General features: G+C 27.5%; 20 protein-coding genes and 2 pseudogenes. 16 read left to right on the top strand and 6 right to left on the bottom strand.

Annotation, left to right across the window (positions count from 1 at the left end):
* Positions 1-275: 275 nt before the first annotated feature.
* A complete protein-coding gene (locus J5A73_RS04785) occupies positions 276-1,394 on the bottom strand; it encodes an FAD-dependent oxidoreductase (protein WP_371813418.1) in 1,119 nt (372 codons plus the stop codon).
* Positions 1,391-1,615 carry an FAD/NAD(P)-binding oxidoreductase gene (locus J5A73_RS10735; protein WP_305798726.1) on the bottom strand — a complete coding sequence of 75 codons (225 nt, stop codon included), beginning with the start codon at positions 1,613-1,615 and terminating at the stop codon, positions 1,391-1,393. The genes J5A73_RS04785 and J5A73_RS10735 overlap by 4 nt, the downstream gene beginning before the upstream one ends.
* A 257-nt stretch (positions 1,616-1,872) precedes the next feature.
* Here J5A73_RS10735 and lpxC point away from each other — a divergent pair.
* The 11 genes and pseudogenes from lpxC to metA all read left to right on the top strand — a co-directional run bounded on the left by lpxC (position 1,873) and on the right by metA (position 12,388).
* Positions 1,873-2,720, top strand: a pseudogene (gene lpxC, locus J5A73_RS04780) (UDP-3-O-acyl-N-acetylglucosamine deacetylase).
* Between the two features lie 131 nt (positions 2,721-2,851).
* On the top strand, positions 2,852-3,277 hold the full coding sequence (gene fabZ, locus J5A73_RS04775; RefSeq protein WP_094080535.1) for a 3-hydroxyacyl-ACP dehydratase FabZ: 426 nt from the start codon (positions 2,852-2,854) through the stop codon (positions 3,275-3,277).
* Positions 3,278-3,308: 31 nt separating this feature from the next.
* The gene (gene lpxA, locus J5A73_RS04770) at positions 3,309-4,088 is read left to right on the top strand and encodes an acyl-ACP--UDP-N-acetylglucosamine O-acyltransferase (protein ID WP_211617105.1); all 780 of its coding nucleotides are present in this window, start codon (positions 3,309-3,311) and stop codon (positions 4,086-4,088) included.
* Between the two features lie 196 nt (positions 4,089-4,284).
* The gene (locus tag J5A73_RS04765; protein WP_211617103.1) at positions 4,285-5,088 is read left to right on the top strand and encodes an LpxI family protein; all 804 of its coding nucleotides are present in this window, start codon (positions 4,285-4,287) and stop codon (positions 5,086-5,088) included.
* 60 nt (positions 5,089-5,148) lie between these two features.
* Positions 5,149-6,285: a lipid-A-disaccharide synthase gene (lpxB, locus tag J5A73_RS04760; RefSeq protein WP_211617101.1), complete on the top strand. Its 1,137-nt coding sequence runs from the start codon at positions 5,149-5,151 to the stop codon at positions 6,283-6,285.
* 43 nt (positions 6,286-6,328) lie between these two features.
* Positions 6,329-7,615: pseudogene (locus J5A73_RS04755) on the top strand (MATE family efflux transporter); the annotation flags it as partial.
* A gap of 129 nt (positions 7,616-7,744) precedes the next feature.
* Positions 7,745-8,377, top strand: coding sequence for a glycerol-3-phosphate 1-O-acyltransferase PlsY (gene plsY / locus J5A73_RS04750; RefSeq protein WP_211617313.1), 633 nt, complete (start codon positions 7,745-7,747; stop codon positions 8,375-8,377).
* 9 nt (positions 8,378-8,386) lie between these two features.
* A complete protein-coding gene (locus J5A73_RS04745) occupies positions 8,387-9,421 on the top strand; it encodes an NAD(P)H-dependent glycerol-3-phosphate dehydrogenase (RefSeq protein WP_211617099.1) in 1,035 nt (344 codons plus the stop codon).
* Between the two features lie 18 nt (positions 9,422-9,439).
* On the top strand, positions 9,440-10,264 hold the full coding sequence (locus tag J5A73_RS04740) for an RNA polymerase sigma factor RpoD/SigA (protein ID WP_211617097.1): 825 nt from the start codon (positions 9,440-9,442) through the stop codon (positions 10,262-10,264).
* 22 nt (positions 10,265-10,286) lie between these two features.
* Positions 10,287-11,414 (top strand): DNA polymerase III subunit beta, encoded by a 1,128-nt coding sequence (gene dnaN / locus J5A73_RS04735; RefSeq protein ID WP_211617095.1) that lies wholly within the window; start codon positions 10,287-10,289, stop codon positions 11,412-11,414.
* A gap of 50 nt (positions 11,415-11,464) precedes the next feature.
* Complete coding sequence (metA, locus tag J5A73_RS04730; RefSeq protein WP_211617093.1) at positions 11,465-12,388, top strand: homoserine O-succinyltransferase; 924 nt, start codon at positions 11,465-11,467, stop codon at positions 12,386-12,388.
* A gap of 65 nt (positions 12,389-12,453) precedes the next feature.
* On the opposite strand, the gene J5A73_RS04725 is transcribed toward metA, so the two are convergent.
* Complete coding sequence (locus tag J5A73_RS04725; RefSeq protein ID WP_211617091.1) at positions 12,454-13,032, bottom strand: YiiX/YebB-like N1pC/P60 family cysteine hydrolase; 579 nt, start codon at positions 13,030-13,032, stop codon at positions 12,454-12,456.
* 252 nt (positions 13,033-13,284) lie between these two features.
* Between J5A73_RS04725 and J5A73_RS04720 the strand changes: the two genes are divergently transcribed.
* The 5 genes from J5A73_RS04720 (at position 13,285) to J5A73_RS04700 (ending at position 17,357) form a co-directional block, all read left to right on the top strand.
* A complete protein-coding gene (locus J5A73_RS04720; RefSeq protein ID WP_249069416.1) occupies positions 13,285-14,085 on the top strand; it encodes an Mrp/NBP35 family ATP-binding protein in 801 nt (266 codons plus the stop codon).
* Between the two features lie 78 nt (positions 14,086-14,163).
* Positions 14,164-14,802 (top strand): response regulator transcription factor, encoded by a 639-nt coding sequence (locus J5A73_RS04715; protein WP_211617089.1) that lies wholly within the window; start codon positions 14,164-14,166, stop codon positions 14,800-14,802.
* A 127-nt stretch (positions 14,803-14,929) separates the two neighbouring features.
* A complete protein-coding gene (locus J5A73_RS04710; RefSeq protein ID WP_211617087.1) occupies positions 14,930-15,568 on the top strand; it encodes a superoxide dismutase in 639 nt (212 codons plus the stop codon).
* Positions 15,569-15,805: 237 nt separating this feature from the next.
* Positions 15,806-16,903 (top strand): RNA-guided endonuclease TnpB family protein, encoded by a 1,098-nt coding sequence (locus J5A73_RS04705; RefSeq protein WP_211617085.1) that lies wholly within the window; start codon positions 15,806-15,808, stop codon positions 16,901-16,903.
* Between the two features lie 235 nt (positions 16,904-17,138).
* Positions 17,139-17,357 carry a DUF1858 domain-containing protein gene (locus J5A73_RS04700; protein ID WP_211617083.1) on the top strand — a complete coding sequence of 73 codons (219 nt, stop codon included), beginning with the start codon at positions 17,139-17,141 and terminating at the stop codon, positions 17,355-17,357.
* A 495-nt stretch (positions 17,358-17,852) separates the two neighbouring features.
* Here the strand turns inward: J5A73_RS04700 and htpX are convergent, their stop codons facing one another.
* The 3 genes from htpX to J5A73_RS04685 all read right to left on the bottom strand — a co-directional run bounded on the left by htpX (position 17,853) and on the right by J5A73_RS04685 (position 20,528).
* The gene (gene htpX, locus J5A73_RS04695) at positions 17,853-18,713 is read right to left on the bottom strand and encodes a zinc metalloprotease HtpX (protein WP_211617081.1); all 861 of its coding nucleotides are present in this window, start codon (positions 18,711-18,713) and stop codon (positions 17,853-17,855) included.
* A gap of 143 nt (positions 18,714-18,856) precedes the next feature.
* Positions 18,857-19,738 (bottom strand): hypothetical protein, encoded by an 882-nt coding sequence (locus tag J5A73_RS04690; protein ID WP_249069414.1) that lies wholly within the window; start codon positions 19,736-19,738, stop codon positions 18,857-18,859.
* A gap of 34 nt (positions 19,739-19,772) precedes the next feature.
* On the bottom strand, positions 19,773-20,528 hold the full coding sequence (locus J5A73_RS04685) for a ThiF family adenylyltransferase (RefSeq protein ID WP_211617079.1): 756 nt from the start codon (positions 20,526-20,528) through the stop codon (positions 19,773-19,775).
* Between the last annotated feature and the right edge of the window lie 86 nt (positions 20,529-20,614).

Raw genomic sequence — 20,614 nt, 5'->3', positions numbered from 1 at the left:
TTTTAAAATTAAAAAATTATTATTTTAAAAATTGTATTTTTGCTAATATTATAGCAAAAAAAAAGGATATTTAAAAGTGTAAAAAATTTATATAAATTCATAAAATATTATCGGACATTATTTTATAATAAATTAAATTTAAAATAAAACCATTAAAACAGTCAATTAATAAATATATTCAATTTTTTTAATAAAAAAATAAAAAAAGGAAACAAAGTTCCCTTTTATAATTAGCAATATTGTTTTATAATTTTTTTAAAAATTTAAAAATAAATTTATTTTAAACTATTAATTCCAGCAAGATTTATAAAATTCCAAGGTTTGTTGTAATGTGGCTGAAAGAAAAAGTCTAAAAATGCTAAATCATCGATTGTCATTTTGTTTTGAATGCAAACAGATAGCGTGTTTATTGATTGTGTCAAATCGAATTTTGAGTTTAGCTGAGCTCCTAATATCTGTCTTGTTTTTTTGTCAAAAATTACTTTTAGTGTAACAGACTCATAAGTTGGCATAAATTCAGGTCTGTAATTATCGACTGCAGTTACGCTTTCTATATCCAGTCCAAATGATCTTGCACTTTCTTCAGTAAGTCCTGTCGCAGCCATGTTATTTTCATAAATTTTAATTCCTGAAGTTCCTTGTGTTCCTGGATGTTCAAATTTATTTTCAAAAATATTTAGTCCAGCTAGAGTTCCCATTCTGACTGCATTTGTCGCAAGTGGAATATATATTTCCTTTTGAAGTGGATTATAAAAAACTGAGCAGCAGTCTCCAGCAGCCATCACATCTTTATTGCTAGTTCTCATAAATCTGTCAACTTTTATAGCACCGTTTGGAAGCATTTCTAATTGATTTTCAAAAAGTTTTGTATTTGGAACAAAACCTACACACATAATCACTAAATCTGCTTCATATTCATTTTTGTCGGTGATGACTTTTGTTACAATTCCGCTATTGTCATTGTCTCCAATAAATTTTAGCACTTTTTCGTTCGTTGCAATTGTAATTCCATTGTTTTTCAATGTGTTTTCTGCCACATCTGTAAATTCTTTGTCAAAATATTTACTCAAAATTCTTTTTTCAGCGTCAACCAAAACAACTTCTTTTCCATTTTCTTTAAATGCTTCGACCAATTCAACACCGATATAACCTGCACCGACAACGACAACTTTTTTTGCCGACTTACTTTTTTCAATGATTTTATTAGCGTGATTATAATTTTTACAAAGTAAAATGTTTTTTAATTCAATTCCGTCAATTTTTGGAACAATTGGCCAAGAACCTGATGTAATGATTAATTTATCATAAGTTTCCTCAAATTCTTCATTATTTTCCAAATTTTTAACTTTTAGTTTTTTATTTTTTATGTCAATATCTGTGACATCATGTTTCATTCGAGTGTCAACTCCAAGTTCAAACAATTCTTCAGGTGAAGAATAAAAAAGTCCTTTTGGATCTTTGACAACTCCGCCAACATATAGTGCGATTCCACAAGATAAAAAGAAATATTGTCATTTCTTTCAAATACTGTAATTTTAGCATTTGGATTCAATTTTTTTAAGTTTTTTATAGCTGCAGTTCCAGCATGAGTACATCCGATAACGACTACTTTCATGAAAAACCTCTCCTTTATAATTAATATTATTTTTTCGATTAATAAATTATAATATTTATAAAAATATTTTTTTTATTAATTTGTAGTTATTATAATTATACTACAAAATTTTAAAAAAACAATAATAAAAAATATAAAAAAATATAATTGAAAAAATTTTCAAATAATGTTAAGATTAATTTGTAATAATTTTGTTTTTATAAAATTTATAATTTATAAAAAATAAAAAAATAAAATAATGGAGATTTTTAATAATTATGAAAAGAAAAACTATAAAAAATCAAGTTGAGATAAATGGAATTGGACTTCACAAAGGAAAACAGATAAAAATGGTTTTAAAGCCTGCGAGCAAAAAAACTGGAATTGTTTTTGAAAGAGTGGATGTCCGTGATAAGAATAATATCATAAAAGTAAATTACAAAAATTTGTTTGATTTAGAGAGAGGAACGAATATTCAAAATGAAGATGGAGTAAAACTTCACACAATTGAGCATTTTATGTCGGCACTTTCAGTTTGTGGGATTACTGATATTTTTGTGGAAATTGAAGGTAATGAAATGCCAATTTTGGATGGAAGTTCAATTAAGTTTGTGGAAAAGATTAAAAGTGCTGAAGTTTTGGAATTGGAAGAAGAAGAAATAGAACCTTTGATTATAACTGAGCCTGTTATTTTTTCTGATGAAAAAATGGAAAATATGTTTTGGCGCTGCCATATGACGGGTTTAAAATTTCTTACACAATAGATTTTAATCATACATTTTTAAAATCAGAATATTTTGAATTTGAAGTAAATTTGGAAAATTATGAAAAAGAAATTGCAAGTTGCAGAACTTTTGCATTTGACTACGAAATAGACTTTTTGAAAAAAAATAATCTTGCTCTTGGAGGAAGTTTAGACAATGCCATTGTAATTGGAAAAGATGGGCCGTTAAATCCTGAAGGGCTTCGGTTTGAAAATGAATTTGTACGACATAAAATTTTGGATATAATCGGAGATTTATATGTTTTGGGAACTCCAATTAAAGCACATATAATTGCAATAAAAGCTGGACATTTTGTAAATGCGAAACTAACTGAAATGATTGCAAAAAAATTTGAAATATAAAAAAATTTTATATTTTTAAAATAAAAGTTTTAAAATAAAAATTTTTATTAAAAAAACTTGTAATTTATTAAAAAATAAAATATAATATAGATAATTTAAATAAAAAATAATATTTTAGGAGGAAAATTAAGATGGAAACAGTTATGAATATAGAAGATATTATGAAAATATTGCCACATAGATACCCATTTTTATTGGTAGATAGAGTTATAGAAAAAAATGGAACAGATAGTTTGGTTGCAATTAAAAATTTGACAATGAATGAAGAATTTTTTCAAGGACATTTTCCTGGAAAACCTGTTATGCCAGGAGTTTTGCAAATGGAAGCACTTGCACAGGCAGTTGGACTACTTATGTTAGAACCTGGAAAGATACCTTTATTTATGTCAATTGATAAATGTAAATTTAGAAAACCTGTTGTACCTGGAGATCAGTTAAGACTTGAGGTTGAAAAATTAAGTGTAAGAAGAAATATTATTGTAGCAAAAGGGAAATGTTTAGTTGATGGAGCTGTTGTGAGTGAAGGTGAATTAAAATTTGCTGTAACAGATATGTAAAGACAAATAAAAAATGAAGAGGTATTAATTTATGAGTTCAAATAATATACATCCAACGGCAATTGTTGATCCAAATGCTAAACTTGGAGAAAATGTAAAAATTGGTCCGTATTCAATAATTGGTCCTGAAGTTACAATAGGAAATGGAACTGTTGTAGAATCACATGTTGTAATTGAGGGTGAAACTATAATTGGAGAAAATAATTATATTTTTTCTTTTGTATCGATTGGAAAAGTACCACAGGATTTGAAGTTTAATAACGAAAAAACTAGGGTTGTAATTGGAGATAATAATAAAATTAGAGAATTTGTTACGATTCATAGAGGAACGACTGATAAATACGAAACGAGAATTGGGAATGACACGCTTGTTATGGCATATGTTCATATCGCTCACGACTGTATTATTGGAGATCATTGCGTTCTAGCAAATGCAGCTACTTTTGCGGGACATGTGGAAGTTGAAGATTGGGCAGTTGTTGGTGGACTTACAGCAGTTCATCAGTTTACGAGAGTTGGAAGACATGCGATGATTGGTGGATGTTCAGCTGTGAATCAAGATGTGGTTCCTTATATGCTTTCTGAAGGAAATAAGGCGAGAGCAGTTTATATAAATATTGTAGGGCTTAAGAGAAGAGGATTTTCTGAAGAGCAGATAAAAACTTTGAGAGAAGTTTATAAAATCGTTTTCAAGAAAAAATTAAAATTGGAAGAAGCGCTGCAAATTTTGGAAAAAGATTATAAAGATAATGAAGATGTAGTAAAATTGGTCGAATTTATCAGAAAAAGTAAAAGAGGAATTACAAGATAAAATTAACGAAATAAAAATTAATAAAATTTAGTGAAAAATATAGAATTTTTATTAAATAAAATTTAAATAAAATTAAGTAAATATAAATTTTCTCAAAATAAATAATTTAGAAAATTAGCTAAGTGTATTTATTTTGGGTTAATTTTTTTATAAATTTATATTTGCAAAAAAAGATAGGATAGATAGAGGGGAAAATATGGAAAAAGTGGGATTAATTGCCGGAAATGGCAAATTGCCAGAATTATTTTTAAATGCTTGTCAAAAAAAAGGAATTGAAATATTTTGTGTCTATTTATTTGAAAGTGTTGAAGAGAGCGTAAAAAATTATAAAAATTCTGTAAAATACAGTGTAGCACAAGTTGGTAAAATTATTTCTTATTTTAAAAAGAATAATGTTTCACATTTAATAATGCTGGGAAAAGTTGAGAAAAATCTTATTTTTTCCAATTTAAAATTTGACTTGACGGCTACTAAAATTTTACTTTCAACAAAAAATAAAAAAGATAAGAATATATTAAAGGCAATAATTGATTATATTGAAAGTGAAAATATAACAGTTTTATCGCAAAATTATCTTCTTGATGAATTTATGGCAAGTGAAAAAGTTTATACAAAAGCAAGTCCTGATAAAAATGAGAAAAAAACGATAGAAATCGGAATAGAAGCTGCAAAAATGTTGACAAGTATTGATGCTGGACAAACTGTTGTCGTAAAAAATGAGTCTGTCATTGCGCTTGAAGGAGTTGAAGGGACGGATAAGACAATTTTGCGAGGGGGAGAACTTGCTGGGAAGAAATGCATTGTTGTGAAAATGGCTAGAAATGATCAGGATTACAGAATTGACATTCCGACGATTGGACTTGAAACTGTAAAAAAAGTGGTGCAGATAAATGGGCGTGGAATAGTTATTGAAGCGGATAAAATGATGTTTATTGACAAAGAAGAAGTCATTGACTTTGCAAATAAAAATAAGATATTTATAGTGGGAATTAAATTTTAGAAATATTTTTATAAAATTTATTTTGAATTTATTGTTTAAAAAAAGAAAATAGGTAAAATTATGGAAAAAATTAAAAAAGTATTTATTTCTTGTGGCGAAATGTCAGGAGATTTACACGCTTCCTACATTGTGGAAGAGATGAAAAAAAAAGAGAATATTGAATTTTACGGTGTTGTTGGAGATAAATCTATTGCAGCTGGAGTGAAAGTAGTTAATCATATAAAAAATAACGATGTGATGGGTTTTGTGGAAGTTGTGAAAAAATATTGGTATTTTAAGGAAAAAGCGAAAGAATATATTGATTTGATAAAAAAAGAAAAAATAAAAACGGTAATTTTTGTCGATTTTGGTGGCTTTAATTTAAAATTTTTTGATTTGGTAAAAAAAGAGATTCCCGATATAAGAACAATTTATTACATTCCACCAAAAGTCTGGGCCTGGGGGAAAAACAGGATTAAAAAGTTGAAGAAATTTGATGATGTTGTTGTGATTTTTCCTTTTGAAAAAAAATATTTTGATAAGACGCTTGAGAAATTTGGAAGTAATTCAAAAAAAAGTTTGAAAGTTTATTATTTTGGGAATCCATTTGTCGATAAATATAAGTTTAGTGAACATTTGGGAGAAAAAATTTTGCTTTTGCCAGGAAGTCGTGAACAGGAAATTGAAAAATATTTACCTGTGATTTATGAAGTTTTGTCAAGTCCAAAAGTTCAAAATGAAAAATTTATTATGAAATTGGCAGATAGATCTCATATTAAGTATATTGATAGAATAAATAAAAAGTTTAATATGGATTTTAAAAACTTAAAAAATTTAGAAATTTCATTTGAAAAAGTTGAAAAGATTAGAGATGAATGTAAATTTGCAATTGCAACTTCAGGAACGGTTACATTTGAAATGGCTCTTATGGGACTGCCTGTCATAGTTGTCTACAAAACTTCTAAAATAAATGCTTTTATAGCTAGAAAAATTGTTAAAATAAAATATATTACTTTGACTAACTTAAATGCTGGGAAAGAAATTTTTAAAGAATTGTTGCAAGAAGATTTTTCGTCTCAAAAGATTTTGGATGAAATTGAAATAATTGAAAAAAATAAAGAAAAAATTGTACAAAATTTGAAACTGGAAAAAGAAAAATTCGGAAATTCTGGAGTTTTGAAAAAAATTTCAAAATATTTGCTTTCTGAAATTCAATAGTACAATTTATTTATAGTATAATTTTGAAAAAAGAGGAAAAAATATGGGAAAACAAGATGAATTATCAAATAATTCGATATTAAAATTATTTGTAAAATATTTTATTCCAACACTTATAGGTTCGGCTGTAGTTGTTTTATACAATATAGTTGATAGATTTTTTGTTGGAAAAATTAGTGAAAAAGCTCTTGCTGGTGCTGGAATAGCGTTTTATATAGTTATGTTAATGATTGCATTTTCAATGTTAATTGGAGTTGGAGCTGGAACGATTATTTCTCTTAGACTAGGGCAAGGTAAAAAAGGAGAGGCAAAAAAAGTTTTGGGAAATACGATTACGATGTTTGCAATTTTGGGAATTTTTCTATATTTTATATTGCTGTTAAATATAAATACAATTTTAACATATTCAGGAGCAAATAGTGAAACTTTACCATATGCAAAAGCGTATTTACAAATAATTATGTTTGCAATATTGCCACTTTTTTACTCTTATGGATTGACTAATGTCCTAAATTCAATTGGTGCGCCAAATGTTGCCATGTTTTCAATGTTAATTGGAGCTGTTGTAAATATCATTTTGGACTATGTGGCAGTTATGATTTTGCACACAGGAATTGAAGGGACAGCTTATGCAACATTGATTGGAAATGTTTTATCGGCAGTATTTGTTTTATATTTTTTGATATTTGGAAAATTTCCTGTCAAAATTAACTTATTTGGGTTTAAGCTGGAAGAAAAAAGTAAACTGGTTTTGCAGTTTAGTAAATTAAAAATTAATAAAAAAATTGTGATAGATATTTTGTCAATTGGAATGTCGCCATTTTTGCTTCAGGCTGCAAGTTCTCTTGTGGGAGTTATCACAAACAAAATTGTGGATATGAATGGCGGAACTTATGGAGTTGCAATTATGACCATTATAAATTCATATTTGCCACTTATGACGATGAGTGTCTATTCGGTTTCACAGGCAATTCAGCCAATTGTGGGATTTAATTATGGAGCAAAAAATTATGAAAGAGTGAGAAAGTCTTTATTAACAGCGATATGCACAGGAGTTGGATTATCTGCAATATTTTGGGTAATAGTTATGCTTTTTCCAAAAGAGATGGTTTTATTTTTTAATGAAAAAAGTACTATTTCGGCTCTAAAAGAAGGTGAAAAAGCTATGAGAATTTATTTTTCTCTTGTGATTTTATCATCTTTTGGAATCATTATCCCAAATTATTTTCAAGCGACAGGGCGTTCAAAATATTCTGTAATATTAAATTTGTTGAGACAAGTAATTATTTTTTTAATTGTTGTTATAGTTTTTTCAAATTTATTTAAGTTAAATGGTGTCTGGTATGCTCAGCCGTTTACAGATTTTTTATTTTTTGTAATACTTGCTGTGCTTTGGTATAAAGAAAATAAAAAGTTGAAGAAAAAAAATAGAAAAATAATAAAAAAAGAGGTAAAACTTATGAAAGTAATAATACTTATGATAGTTTCTTATTTGCTTGGAAGTATTCCAAATGCACTTTGGATTGGGAAAGTTTTTTGTGGAATAGATGTGCGGGAACATGGAAGTAAAAATACGGGTTCTACAAATGCAGCTCGGGTTTTAGGAGCAAAATGGGGACTTTTGACATTGGCTTTGGATATTTTAAAAGGACTTGTTCCAACATTAATTGCAGTTAGCTTGAGAATGGATTTTTTTCAAAATCTGACAAATATTACAAATTTAGATTTTGTGTTAGTTGGAATTTGTGCGATATTGGGACATATCTTTTCTATATTTTTGAAATTTAAAGGTGGAAAAGCTGTTGCTACGACACTTGGAGTTTTTGTAATACTCGTTCCAAAAGCGATATTATTTGCAGCAATTGTATTTTTTATAGTTTTTGCAATTTTTAGATATGTGTCACTTTCTTCAATTTGTGCAGCAATATCGCTTCCGATATTTATATTTTTAATGTATAGAGATATTTTAATTTATACATTTTTAGGAATTTTAATAGCAATATTAATAATTTTAAAACATAAAAGCAATATCGAAAGATTAAAAAATGGAACTGAATCAAAATTTAGCTTAAAAAATAAAAAAGGAAAGTAGGTAAAAGCAATGTCAGAAGATAAAAAAAATATTTTGGTAATAGGTGGTGGAAGTTGGGGAAGCTGCCTTTCAAAGTTGTTGGTTGAAAATGGACATAAAGTATATTTGTGGGAACACAACGAAGAAGTTAGAAATATTATGAAAACTACAAAGACAAATCCAAATTTCTTAAAAGGGATAAAATTTCCAGATGAGTTAAATATTGTGGATGATTATGGAGAAATTTTGACAAATAAAGATAAATATGGAAAAATAGATATTTTATTACTTGCAACGCCAACACAATTTTTAAGAGGTATTTTAAAAAGATTGAAAAATTTTTTAAATTATAATATAATATTAGTAAATGTTGCGAAAGGATTAGAAATTTCTACTAAAAAGAGAATTTCTGAAATAGTGGATGAAGAATTAGAAAGTAAAAGTTACAGTTATGTTTTATTAGCTGGACCAACTCATGCAGAAGAAGTAGCGCAAAAATTGCCATCGGCGATACTTTCAGTATCAAAAGATGAAAAAGCAGCACAAGTTGTCCAAAAAACATTTAGTAACAATTATTTCAGAGTTTATACAGGAACTGATCTGATGGGAGCAGAACTTGCTGGAGCGTTAAAAAACTGCCTTGCAATAGCAGCTGGAATTGCCGATGGTCTAGGTTACGGAGATAACACAAAAGCCGCACTAATAACTCGTGGATTAAATGAAATGTTTGAAATCGCAAAATATTATAATGCAAATCCCAAAACATTTATGGGACTATCTGGCTTGGGAGATATTATTGTAACTTGTACAAGCAAACATAGTCGAAATCGATATGTGGGAGAAAAATTAGGACATGGCGAAAAAATAGAAGATATAATAAAAAATATGAAAATGGTATCTGAAGGTGCTGAAACAATTAAGGCACTTTATAAAATAATAAAAGAAAATAATTTGAATGCACCTATCTTTACTGCGCTTTACGAAGTTATTTACAAAGGAAAGCCAGTAGCTGATTTGGAGAAGACATTTATGAGTAGAGATTTAAAATCAGAATTTTCAAATTAAAAAAAATGGGAGTGTGAAATGGAAGAAAACAATAATTTAAATTTGATGTCGTTATACTTAAGTGATATTCAAAAGTTTGACTTGCTTTCAAAAGAGGAAGAATATGATTTATTAAGAAGGATAAAAGAAGAAAATGATGAACAGGCAAGACAGTTATTAATATTATCAAATTTAAGATTAGTGATAAGTACCGCCAAAAAATCTCTGGGAAATGGACTTCCATTAATAGATTTAATAAGTGAAGGGAATATTGGATTAATAAAAGCGATAAATAAATTTGATTATGAAAAAGGTCACAGATTTAGTACATATGCAGTTTGGTGGATAAAACAGTCTATTAAAAAAGCGATCATAAATATTGGTCGGGACATTAGAATACCGTCTTATAAATACGAGCAACTATCAAAAGTAAATAAAGTTATGAAAGATTACATGGCGACTCACGGTGAAATGCCATCAACTAGTTATATTGCCAAAAAAATTGACCTAAAAGAAAATAAAGTGGTTTTACTTATGAATGAATTTCAAGATATGATCTCATTAAATGAAGTGGTAGGAGATAATATTTTTTTGGAAGATGTGATTGGTAAAAATGACGATGTTGAAGAAAAAATTATAAAAGAAGATCAATTACTGGAAATGAGAGAATTACTGAATAATGTTCTATCAGAGAGGGAAAAGATAATATTGGAGTACAGATATGGACTTTACAATAATAAAATTTACACTTTGAAAGAAATTGGAGAAATGATGGGAATTACTCGGGAACGAGTTCGGCAAATAGAAAAAAAATCTATAACAAAGTTGAAAGAACATTTAAAAAAATATAAAGATATATTATAAAATTAAAGAGGTGAAATTAATTATGTTAAATATAACGGTTGACAGAAAAGCATTGTTAAAAGCGATTAACATTGTTGAAAAAGCTGTAACAGAAAATAGTATTAGAGAAGTTTTATCTGGAATTTATATTGAAACTTTTGAAAATAGAGCGGTTTTGAGAGGAACTGACTTGGAGTTATCAATAAATACTGAGATTGAAGCTCAAATAGAAGAACATGGAAAAATTGTAATAAAACATGAATTAATCGAAGAGTTTTTGAAACAAATTTCTGATGAAAAAATTGCACTTATAGAAGACGATGGAATGCTGGTTATAAAAACTAGCTCAACAGATGCGAATTTTTCACTTTATTCTGCAGAAAATTATCCAATCCAATCAAAACTTGAATATGGAGTGGAATACATATTTTCAAAAGAAAAATTATTAAATTATATTGAAAATGTAAAAATTTCGGCTTCTACAGATGTTGAAAATTTAGCGGTAAATTGTATTCGTTTAGAAATAGAAGAAAATAAATTAAAATTAATTTCATCGGATTCATATAGACTTACTTATATTGAAGAAGAATTAGAAGAAAATCAAAGAAACAAAGAAGATTTAATTGTAAGTATTCCGTTAAAAACAATTGATGGACTTATAAAAATTATGAAATTGATGGAAGAAAGTGAAATAATGTTAAAATCAGATGGTTCAAAAGTTTATTTTAAATTTTCTAATGTAGAAATTTTGACAAGAACAATAGATTTGCAATTTCCAGATTATAAATCAATTTTAAATAATTCAAAACATGACAAAAAAGTTCTTTTGAATACAAAAGATTTTTTATCAATTTTAAAAAGAGCATCTCTTTTTGTTAAAGAAAATAAAGAATTTAAAAATGGAGCAACTTTTAGATTTGAAAACAATAAATTGACGCTTAAAGGGACAAATGACAATGCTAGAATAAAAGAAGAAATAATAACTATTCAAGAAGGAGAAAATTTGAAAATTTCGTTAAATGTCAGATTTTTGATTGACTACATTTCTACAATACAAGGAAAAGTCACAGTTTTAGAATTGCTAAATGAAAAAAGTTCAGTTATTATAAAAGATGAAAGTAATCCAAATTCGCTTTATTTTACAATGCCGATGTCACTTAGAGAAAGTTAATTTAAATTTTAATAAAAGTAGACATTAATCAGAAAGGGGAATAATATACAATGCCTATAAAAATACCTAATAACTTACCAGCAGTGGAGATTTTAGCGAAAGAGAATATCTTTGTAATGAAAGAAAGTAGAGCATTGTCACAAGATATTCGACCTTTAAAATTTGTAATAGTAAATTTGATGCCAACAAAAATTGAAACTGAAACTCAGCTTTTAAGACTTCTTAGCAACACACCGCTTCAAATTGAAGTTACATTTTTGAAAATGGCTTCATATGTTTCAAAAAATACTTCAAAAGAACATATGGCAAATTTTTATAAAACATTTGACGACATAAAAGATGACTATTTTGACGGCTTAATCATAACGGGAGCTCCTGTGGAAAATTTAGAATTTGAAGAAGTGATTTACTGGAACGAACTTACAAAAATTATGGAATGGAGTAAAAAGCATGTATTTTCTACAATTTCAATTTGCTGGGGAGCACAAGCCACTTTATACTATCATTATGGAATTAAAAAATATAAATTGGAAAAAAAGCTTTTTGGAATTTATCCATTAAAAATAAATGTTTGTCACACAATGCTGCTTCGTGGTTTTGATGAAATTTTTAATATGCCGCAGTCACGACATACGGAAGTAAGAGCTGAAGACATTGAAAAAGTGCCAGAATTGGAAATACTGGAAAATTCTAAAGAATCTGGAGTTAGTATTGTAAGAACTAAAGATAAAAGAGATGTTTTTATTATGGGACATTTAGAATACGATAGAATGACTTTGGCAAAAGAATACGAAAGAGATGTAAAATTGGGTAAAAAAATAGAAGTTCCATTTAACTATTATCCAAACGATGATCCTGAAAAAGTTCCGCCGTTTGTTTGGCGAGGACATGCAAATTTACTTTTTTCAAATTGGGTTAATCATCATGTTTATCAAAATACACCGTATGATTTAAAAGAATTGGAAAATCTTTAACAAAAAAAACTGACCTAGAATTTTAATTTTAAGTCAGTTTTTTTATTTAAAAAAATATTTAGTTATTAAAAAATAACATTTTCAAGAAGATTTGAATTCATAATATCATAAGGCATAACCATTCCACCACCATTTGAGTCAAGATTGATATTTTTTCCAACTCTGAGTCCAGCTTTTTTAAATACAATATAGACAAATTGTGAACAATAAAGTCTTTTGTCAAAGTTTTTATTAAAAGTTATTCCATAAGGTTTTGTGGTTGTTTCATCCATTTCGTGAAAAAGAGCTTTTTTAAAATTATCGTCAATATTTTTTAATCTGAATACAGCAACTTCTCTTTTTAAATTTTGCCAAGTGTAGAGTGGACTTTCACTGTATCCAATTGAATATGTTGGAAATTCCACAATTTTTTTGTGCTCATTTAATATGGCGGCATGTCCCCACATAGTTCGAAAACTTGAACCTTTGGATAGTACAAGAATATCTCCAGGCTGCAATTTATCCATATTTTCAATTATTTCTCTGGGAGAATACCATTTATATTTTTCTGCCGATGATTGTGCAGACAAGACTAAAGAAAATATAAAAAAAATAAAAAAAAGTAAAATTTTTTTATTATAATTTTTTAAAATCTTATTTTTCATAAATAACAATCCTTTCTAATCTAAATTTTTCTAATTTTTTCTAAATCTTTCTAAATTTAATTTAAAATTTTATATAAATATTATATAAAAAACTAAAAAAATAGTCCAGTATTATTTTATAAAAATAAAAAAAATAAATATTAAAAAAAAATACAAATTTTAGAAAAAATAACTTGAGTTTTTATTAAGATTATGGTTTAATAAAGTAGAGAAGGTTTTAACGATAAAATTGAGAAGAGAGGAGGAAAAACTGTGCCAGACAAAAATGCTATTTTGTTGGAAAGAAAGCAGAAAATAGATGCTAAGATGGATAAAATCAAGCATAAAATAGTTGTAATGAGCGGAAAAGGAGGAGTTGGAAAGACTACTACAGCAATAAATCTAGCTTATGGACTATCAATCAAAGGATATAGAGTTGGCGTCCTAGATGCAGATCTACATGGTCCAAATGTCCCAATTATGTTTGGAGTGGAAGGAAAAAAACTTTCTAAAATTTCTGAGCCGCTTAAAGTTTCGGATAATTTGTATATTTCTTCACTAAGTTTTTTCATTCCTGACGATGATCCTGTAATTTGGAAAGGACCTCAAAAAATGACTGCAATAATGGAGTTGTTAGAAGGAATTGAATGGAAAGAGATAGATTTTTTAATCGTCGATTTGCCGCCTGGAACTGGAGATGAAACATTAGCCATTGCACAAAATATAAAAGGGGCAAATGCTTTGGTAGTTTCAACACCACAAAATGTTTCGATTTTAGATTCAAAAAGAGCGCTGAAATTTGCAAAATTGATTAATTTGAATGTTTTGGGAATGATTGAAAATATGAGTGGATTTGTGTGTCCTGACTGTAATAAAGAAGTACATATATTTAAAAAAGGTGGGATAGAAAAAGTTGCAAAAGAAACAAAAACAGAATTTTTAGGTTCTGTACCACTAGATGCCAATATTGTTGAATCAGGTGATAATGGATTGCCGTTTATTTCAAACGATTCATTAGCCTCAAGAAAAATGAACGATATTATTGAAAAAATTATAAAAAAAGTGACAAGCTAACAAAAAATTTCAAATAACATAAAGAAAGCGAGAGACGAAAATGAAAGTACTAGTATTTAACAAAATGAAAAAACGAGAATGGTTGTTGGACAACTATTAAAAGAATTAAGTTTCAATGTAATATTGGCAGAAACAGAAGAACAATTGTTGGATTCTATGAAAAATGAAGCATTGGACATAGCATTTTTAGACACAAATTCATTTGAAGATTTTCAGTATTCAATCGACAGCGTGTTAAAATATAAAAGACAAAGCTATATAATTTTATCAATAGAACAAGATGACAGATATTCAAAGACAGAAGCCTTATTAAACGGAATAGACGACTATGTTTATAATGATTTTAGATTGGAAGAAATTTCTGCAAAATTCAAATCGATTGTTAGAATTCTAAATAAAAAATTAACAGAAGATGAAATGGGAATTTTGACAGCATATGACTTGACATTAAATCCTGCAAATAGAGAAGTAAAAAGAGCTGGAAATGAAATTGAGTTAACAAATAAAGAATTTTTATTATTAGAATATTTTTTGAGAAATAAAAATAGAGTACTTACAAGAACAATGATTTCAGAAAAAATATGGGATATTGACTTTGTTTCTGAAAGTAATATAGTAGATGTGTATGTAAACTTTTTAAGAACAAAAATTGACAAAGGATATGATGAAAAAATCATAAGAACTGTAAGAAGTGTAGGTTATATTGTGAAAGAGTAAAAAAAATCAGTATTTTATTTGTTTAAAAATGTAATAATAACAAATCAATAAAAAATATAAATTTTTATTGATTTTATAAGAATAATATGTTAAAATATATTATATACAAAAAAAGGAAGTGATAATTATGTTTAAGCAAATAGAATTAGCATATGATTTTAACGCATTGGAACCAAATATAGATGCAAAGACAATGGAAATACATTATGGGAAACACCATGCGACATATACAAACAATTTAAATGAAACTCTAAAAAATAATGCGCCTGAGTTTTTGGAAAAACCAATTGAAGAAATTTTAAAAAATTTAGATGCATTGCCAGAAGGAATTAGAGGAGCTGTTAGAAATAACGGTGGAGGATTTTATAACCACAATTTATATTTTGATATAATGGGGCCTAATGCTGGTGGTAAGCCAACAGGAAAATTATTAGAAAAAATTGAAGAAACATTCGGAAGTTTTGAAAATTTTAAAGATGAATTTTCAAAAGCTGCAGCAACAAGATTTGGTTCAGGATGGGCTTGGTTAGTAGTAAACGGAGAAGGTAAATTAAAAGTTACTTCAACAGCAAATCAAGATTGTCCACTTATGTCCAATGTTACACCTTGCAGTTGTTCACAAGGAACACCTATTTTGGCAATTGATGTTTGGGAACATGCATATTATTTAAACTATCAAAATAGAAGACCTGATTATATTTCTGCATTTTTCAATGTAATTAATTGGGATAAAGTTGCTAAAAGATATGAAGATGCAATTAAATAATTAAATAATTAAATAATTAGATAGTTAATAGCAAAAAATATAAATAAATTTATGTGGGATTGAATTGATTTTCGTTCAATCCTTTTTAACAAAAGATAGCAAGAAGTCTTCGGCTTCTACAAGCGGGAGATGAATTGCTTTTTTTTTTGTATAAAATATTGAAGAGAAGTTATAAATAATAAAATTTCTAAAAAAATAATTAAAATAATATTCAAAATCAAAAGGGGGTGTAATTTTATGAAATATAATTTAGCATTCAAATACAGAATTTATCCAAATAAAGAGCAAGAATTGTTGATAAATAAGACTTTTGGATGTGTTCGTTTTGTTTACAATACGATTTTGCATATTGCGAATAAAATTTATGAAGAAACTGGAAAAAATAAAATAATTACACCTGCCAGTTTGAAAAGTGAAAATCAATTTTTGAAAGAAGTGGACAGCTTGGCACTTTCAAATGCTCAATTGAATGTAAAACGATCGTTTACGAATTTTTTTCAAAAGAGAGCGAAGTTTCCAAAGTTCAAATCTAAAAAGACTAGTGTTAAAAGTTACACGACAAATTGTGTGAATAATTCGATACGAATTGAGGAAAACAAATATTTAGTTTTGCCAAAATTGAAAAAAGTAAAATTGAAATATCATAGAGAAATACCAAAGGATTATAAAATAAAGTCGGTAACATTGACAAACAGCAATGGAAGTTATTATGTTTCGGTTTTGACAGAATTTGAAAAAGAAATTCAAAAAATACCAAGTAATGATAAAGTAATTGGACTTGATTTTTCAATGTCTGAATTATTTGTCAGTTCTGAAAACCAAAGAGCTGATTATCCAAAATATTTTAGAATGCTGGAGAAAAAATTGAAAAAATTACAGAAATCATTATCAAGAAAAGTGAGATTTTCTAAAAATTGGTATAAACAAAAAATGAAAATATCAAAATTACATGAGTATATCAAAAATTGTCGAAGAGATTTTTTGCATAAATTATCGAAAAAATTGTCTGAAATATATAATGCTGTGGTTGTCGAAGATTTGAATATGAAAGGGATGAGCCAGGCATTAAATTTTGGAAAAAGTGTCGGAGATAATGGATGGGGAATGTTTTTGAGAATGCTTGAGTATAAATTGATGTTTTTAGGAAAACAATTTTTGAAGATAGATAAGTGGTTTCCGTCATCGAAAACTTGCAGTAAATGTGGAAACATTAAAGAGAAACTGAAATTAACAGAAAGAAGTTATAGATGTGAGTGCTGTGGGATTGAAATTGATAGAGATTACAATGCGGCATTGAATATAAAAAACATTGGAAAATTGATGTTGGAATATTAGGAAAATAAAAGAAGACAGGGCAGGGACTGCCCGAAGAGCTTGGTAAATATATTTGGCTAGCAAAAGCAGATACTTCCCAAGAAGCTCCCGCTTCTGAAAGCGGGAGTAGTTCACTTTCTATCTTTATTTTATACAAAAATTATTTGACTTAATAATTTTTATTTGATATACTATAAAAAAATAATAATTTTAAAAATATTTGAAATTCAAATTATAATTTAAGGAGATGAAAAAAATGGTAACACCAAAAGTAACAAAAGATATGAATATTATGGAAGCTGTAGAAAATTATCCAATTATTGCTCAAGTTCTTATGAGATATGGTCTTGGATGTGTAGGTTGCATAATTTCAAGCGCTGAGACTCTTGGAGAAGGAATTGCAGCTCATGGATTAAATCCTGATATTATTGTTGAAGAAGTAAATGCAATTTTAGAAAAGCAAGATAATATGTAAAAATAATTTTATAAAAAAATTGTCCTAAAAGTTTAACTTTTAAGACAATCTTTTTTTTTACATTATTAATAAAAATCCATAAATAATATTTGTAAGTAAAATAACTCCAATAAAAAATCTGTTTATAAATTTAAATATACTTTGGGAATTAAATGTAAATATCAAAAATATATTTATAATAGAATATATTAAAAATAATAAAGAAAAATTTTTAAATATAAAAAACTTCGAAGTTTTTATAAGCATAAAAACTGGGGGAAGTAAAAATTTAAATGAATTGCTGAAAAAAGTGTAAAGAAATATTACTAAAACTTCAAACAGCAATGTTAAAATCGTCACTCTTTCTGCAAATTTTGTTCTATTTTGATCTAAAAATAGTAGCGATAAAATAGAATAAATTCTTACAAATATTAAAAGTAGCGATAAAAAAGCAAATGTACTAATCATAAACTAAATCTCCATTTTATATTTTTGTTTTAATTGTTTTAAATAATTTTATAATAAGTTTTTTTGTCTTGCCATTTTTTCAAGTTCTCTTATTCTATCTTCAGTTGCAGGGTGAGTTCTAAAAAGATCTTGAAGTTTGCCGATATTTGCAAGTGGGTTTATTATAAACATGTTTGCCGTTGCAGGATTTTGGTTTTCCATTGGAATGGCTTGACTGTAATTTTCCAATTTTATAAGTGCATTTCTTAAATACAACGGATTTCCAGAAAATTCTGCTCCAGCTTCATCAGCCATAAATTCTCTTTTTCTTGAAATCGACATTTGAATAATCATTGCAGCTATTGGCGCAAGTATTGAAACAAGCATAATTAAACCTACATTATTATTTTTTCTTCGATTATCTCCAGAATTTGAAAAATAAGGTAAAAATCTTGTAATATTTGCAATGGCACCTGCAAAAGTTGAAGCAATTGTACTAATTAGAATATCACGATGTTTTATATGACCAAGTTCATGTCCTAAAACCCCTGCAAGTTCGTTGTCGTCCATTATTTCCAAAAGTCCTTGCGTACAGGCAACTGCTGCATTTTGAGGATTTCTTCCAGTTGCAAATGCATTTGGCTGTCTTTCAGGGACGATATATATTTTAGGCATAGGAAGTTCTGCATTTTGCGCTAATCTTTGGACAATTTTATATAATCTTGGATTAGAGGCGCTTGTAACTGGCTGACCACGGTATGCTTTTATGACCATTTTATCGCTGAACCAGTAGCTGTAAAAACTCATTGCGGCAGCAATTAAAAGACCAATTAAAGCACCTTGCTGATTTCCTAAAAGTCCCCCAATAAATGTGAATAAAAAGACTAATGCAAACATCAAAAATCCTGTTTTTAAAGTGTTTATGAACATATTAAATCTTTCCTTTCTGTTTTATTTATCCTTTCTTTCTATTTTTTATTACATCTTATTATAATATATATTTATTTTTTTTTCAATTCAAATAATAAAAAATACGCTTTTAATAAAAAATTTAAAAGCATATTTTTTTAAATTTAAGATTTTAAGATTTTCTCAAAAATAATAGATTTTGTCAGTTTGTAGAGTAAAATCATCAAAAGTAAAGGGAAAACAATGCTCGTAAGTAAAATTATTCCAATTATAATTGGTGCATTTTCCATTATGCTGTGAGAAACATTATTAATTTCTGTTGAAAAATTATTAATTTTTTGTTTTGCACTGTCTATCTGACCAGGAATGTTAAAAATACTTTTGTTTTGGTCTAAAGAGAGCATACTGTCCTTTACATTGTTAAGTTTAGTTAAATTTTGGTTTAGATGGACAATTGCAGGAGTTTTGTATTCTTTTTCGAAATAATTTGAAATCATAGAATTTACAAAAATTGTTCCAGGAATTACTGCATAAATATAAATTAAAACGAAAAAAGCATATTTTGAGATTTTTTTAAATATTTCCGTAACGCTATTTTTGAAAACAGTATATGGCAAATAAGAAACTAGCGAAGTAAATATAAGTATTGTAGCCAATTTTACTCGAAAAATTTCTTGATAAATAGTTTGAATTTTTAAAACTACGACACTTGCTAGAGAAATTTTCCAAATGATATTTATCATATCGGAAACAGGTTGAATTATATCTCCAACTTCAATTTGCATTCCTAAAATCATATTTACATTGACAGTACTTCCTTCGATGACATCTGCCGCTCCTTTTAAAAGCGAAAGAGTTAAAAACAATCTTTGCGACTCTTTATAAGTTTTATCTAAATAAGGTCGAGTCAAGTTTTTAAAAAAATCAAAAACTGTGTGCTCAAAAATTTTATCCATCAATCCGAAAATGCATAAAAGTATTCCTAATACAACTAAAATTATAATAGTTAAATCTTTTTTACTAAATTTTTTATTATTTATTTCCAATTTTATATCACCTCAATATCTATTATGTTTTATTTTATTTTATCTCTAAAATTTTTCTCACGACATAAGAAGCAAGAACAAGTCCAGCAGTTCCTGGCACAAATGCGTTGCTTCCTGGAGTCGATTTTCTTGGCATTTCGTTATTTTTTCTAAATTCTGTCGGCAACTCCTCTTTAAATAATTCAGATTTATTTGGAACAAGTGGAATTTCTTTTGAAAAAACAACAGGAACATCTGTAATTCTTTTCTTTTTCAAAATTCCTCTGATTGTTCTAGCCATTGGACAAACCGAAGTATTCTTTATTTTTGCAATCTCAATCATCTCTGGATGCATTTTGTTTCCAAATCCCATAGAAGATACGATTTTTATTTTGTTTTTTACACAAAATTCAATTAAATTCACCTTGCTTGTAATAACATCAATGGCGTCAACGACAAAATCATATTTTTGATTCTCAAATATTTTTTCTATATCTTCATAAGTATAAATTAATTGTTTAATTAGGTCTACTTCACATTCAGAATTTATATCAGAAATTCTAGCTTTCATAACTTCTGTTTTAGATTTTCCAATTGTACTGTGAAGTGAATGAAGCTGTCTATTTATGTTAGATTCTGAAATTTCATCAAAATCGACCATCGTAATATGACCAACTCCACTTCTCGCAAGAGCTTCAACCGTATAAGAGCCAACACCTCCAACTCCAAATATAATAACTTTTGAATTTTGCAATTTTTTTATATTATCTTCTCCGACTAACATTGAAAATCTTGAAAATACTTGATTCATTTGACCACCTTCCTTTTTTTCTTTTGAATTTTTCTTTATTATATCACAAAATTTTTAAATGTAAAGAACTAAAAAAATAAATATAA

Origin of the sequence: Leptotrichia sp. oral taxon 218, assembly GCF_018128225.1 — a bacterium.
Taxonomy (GTDB): Bacteria; Fusobacteriota; Fusobacteriia; order Fusobacteriales; family Leptotrichiaceae; genus Leptotrichia.
This window is presented reverse-complemented; position numbering and strand designations above follow the sequence as displayed.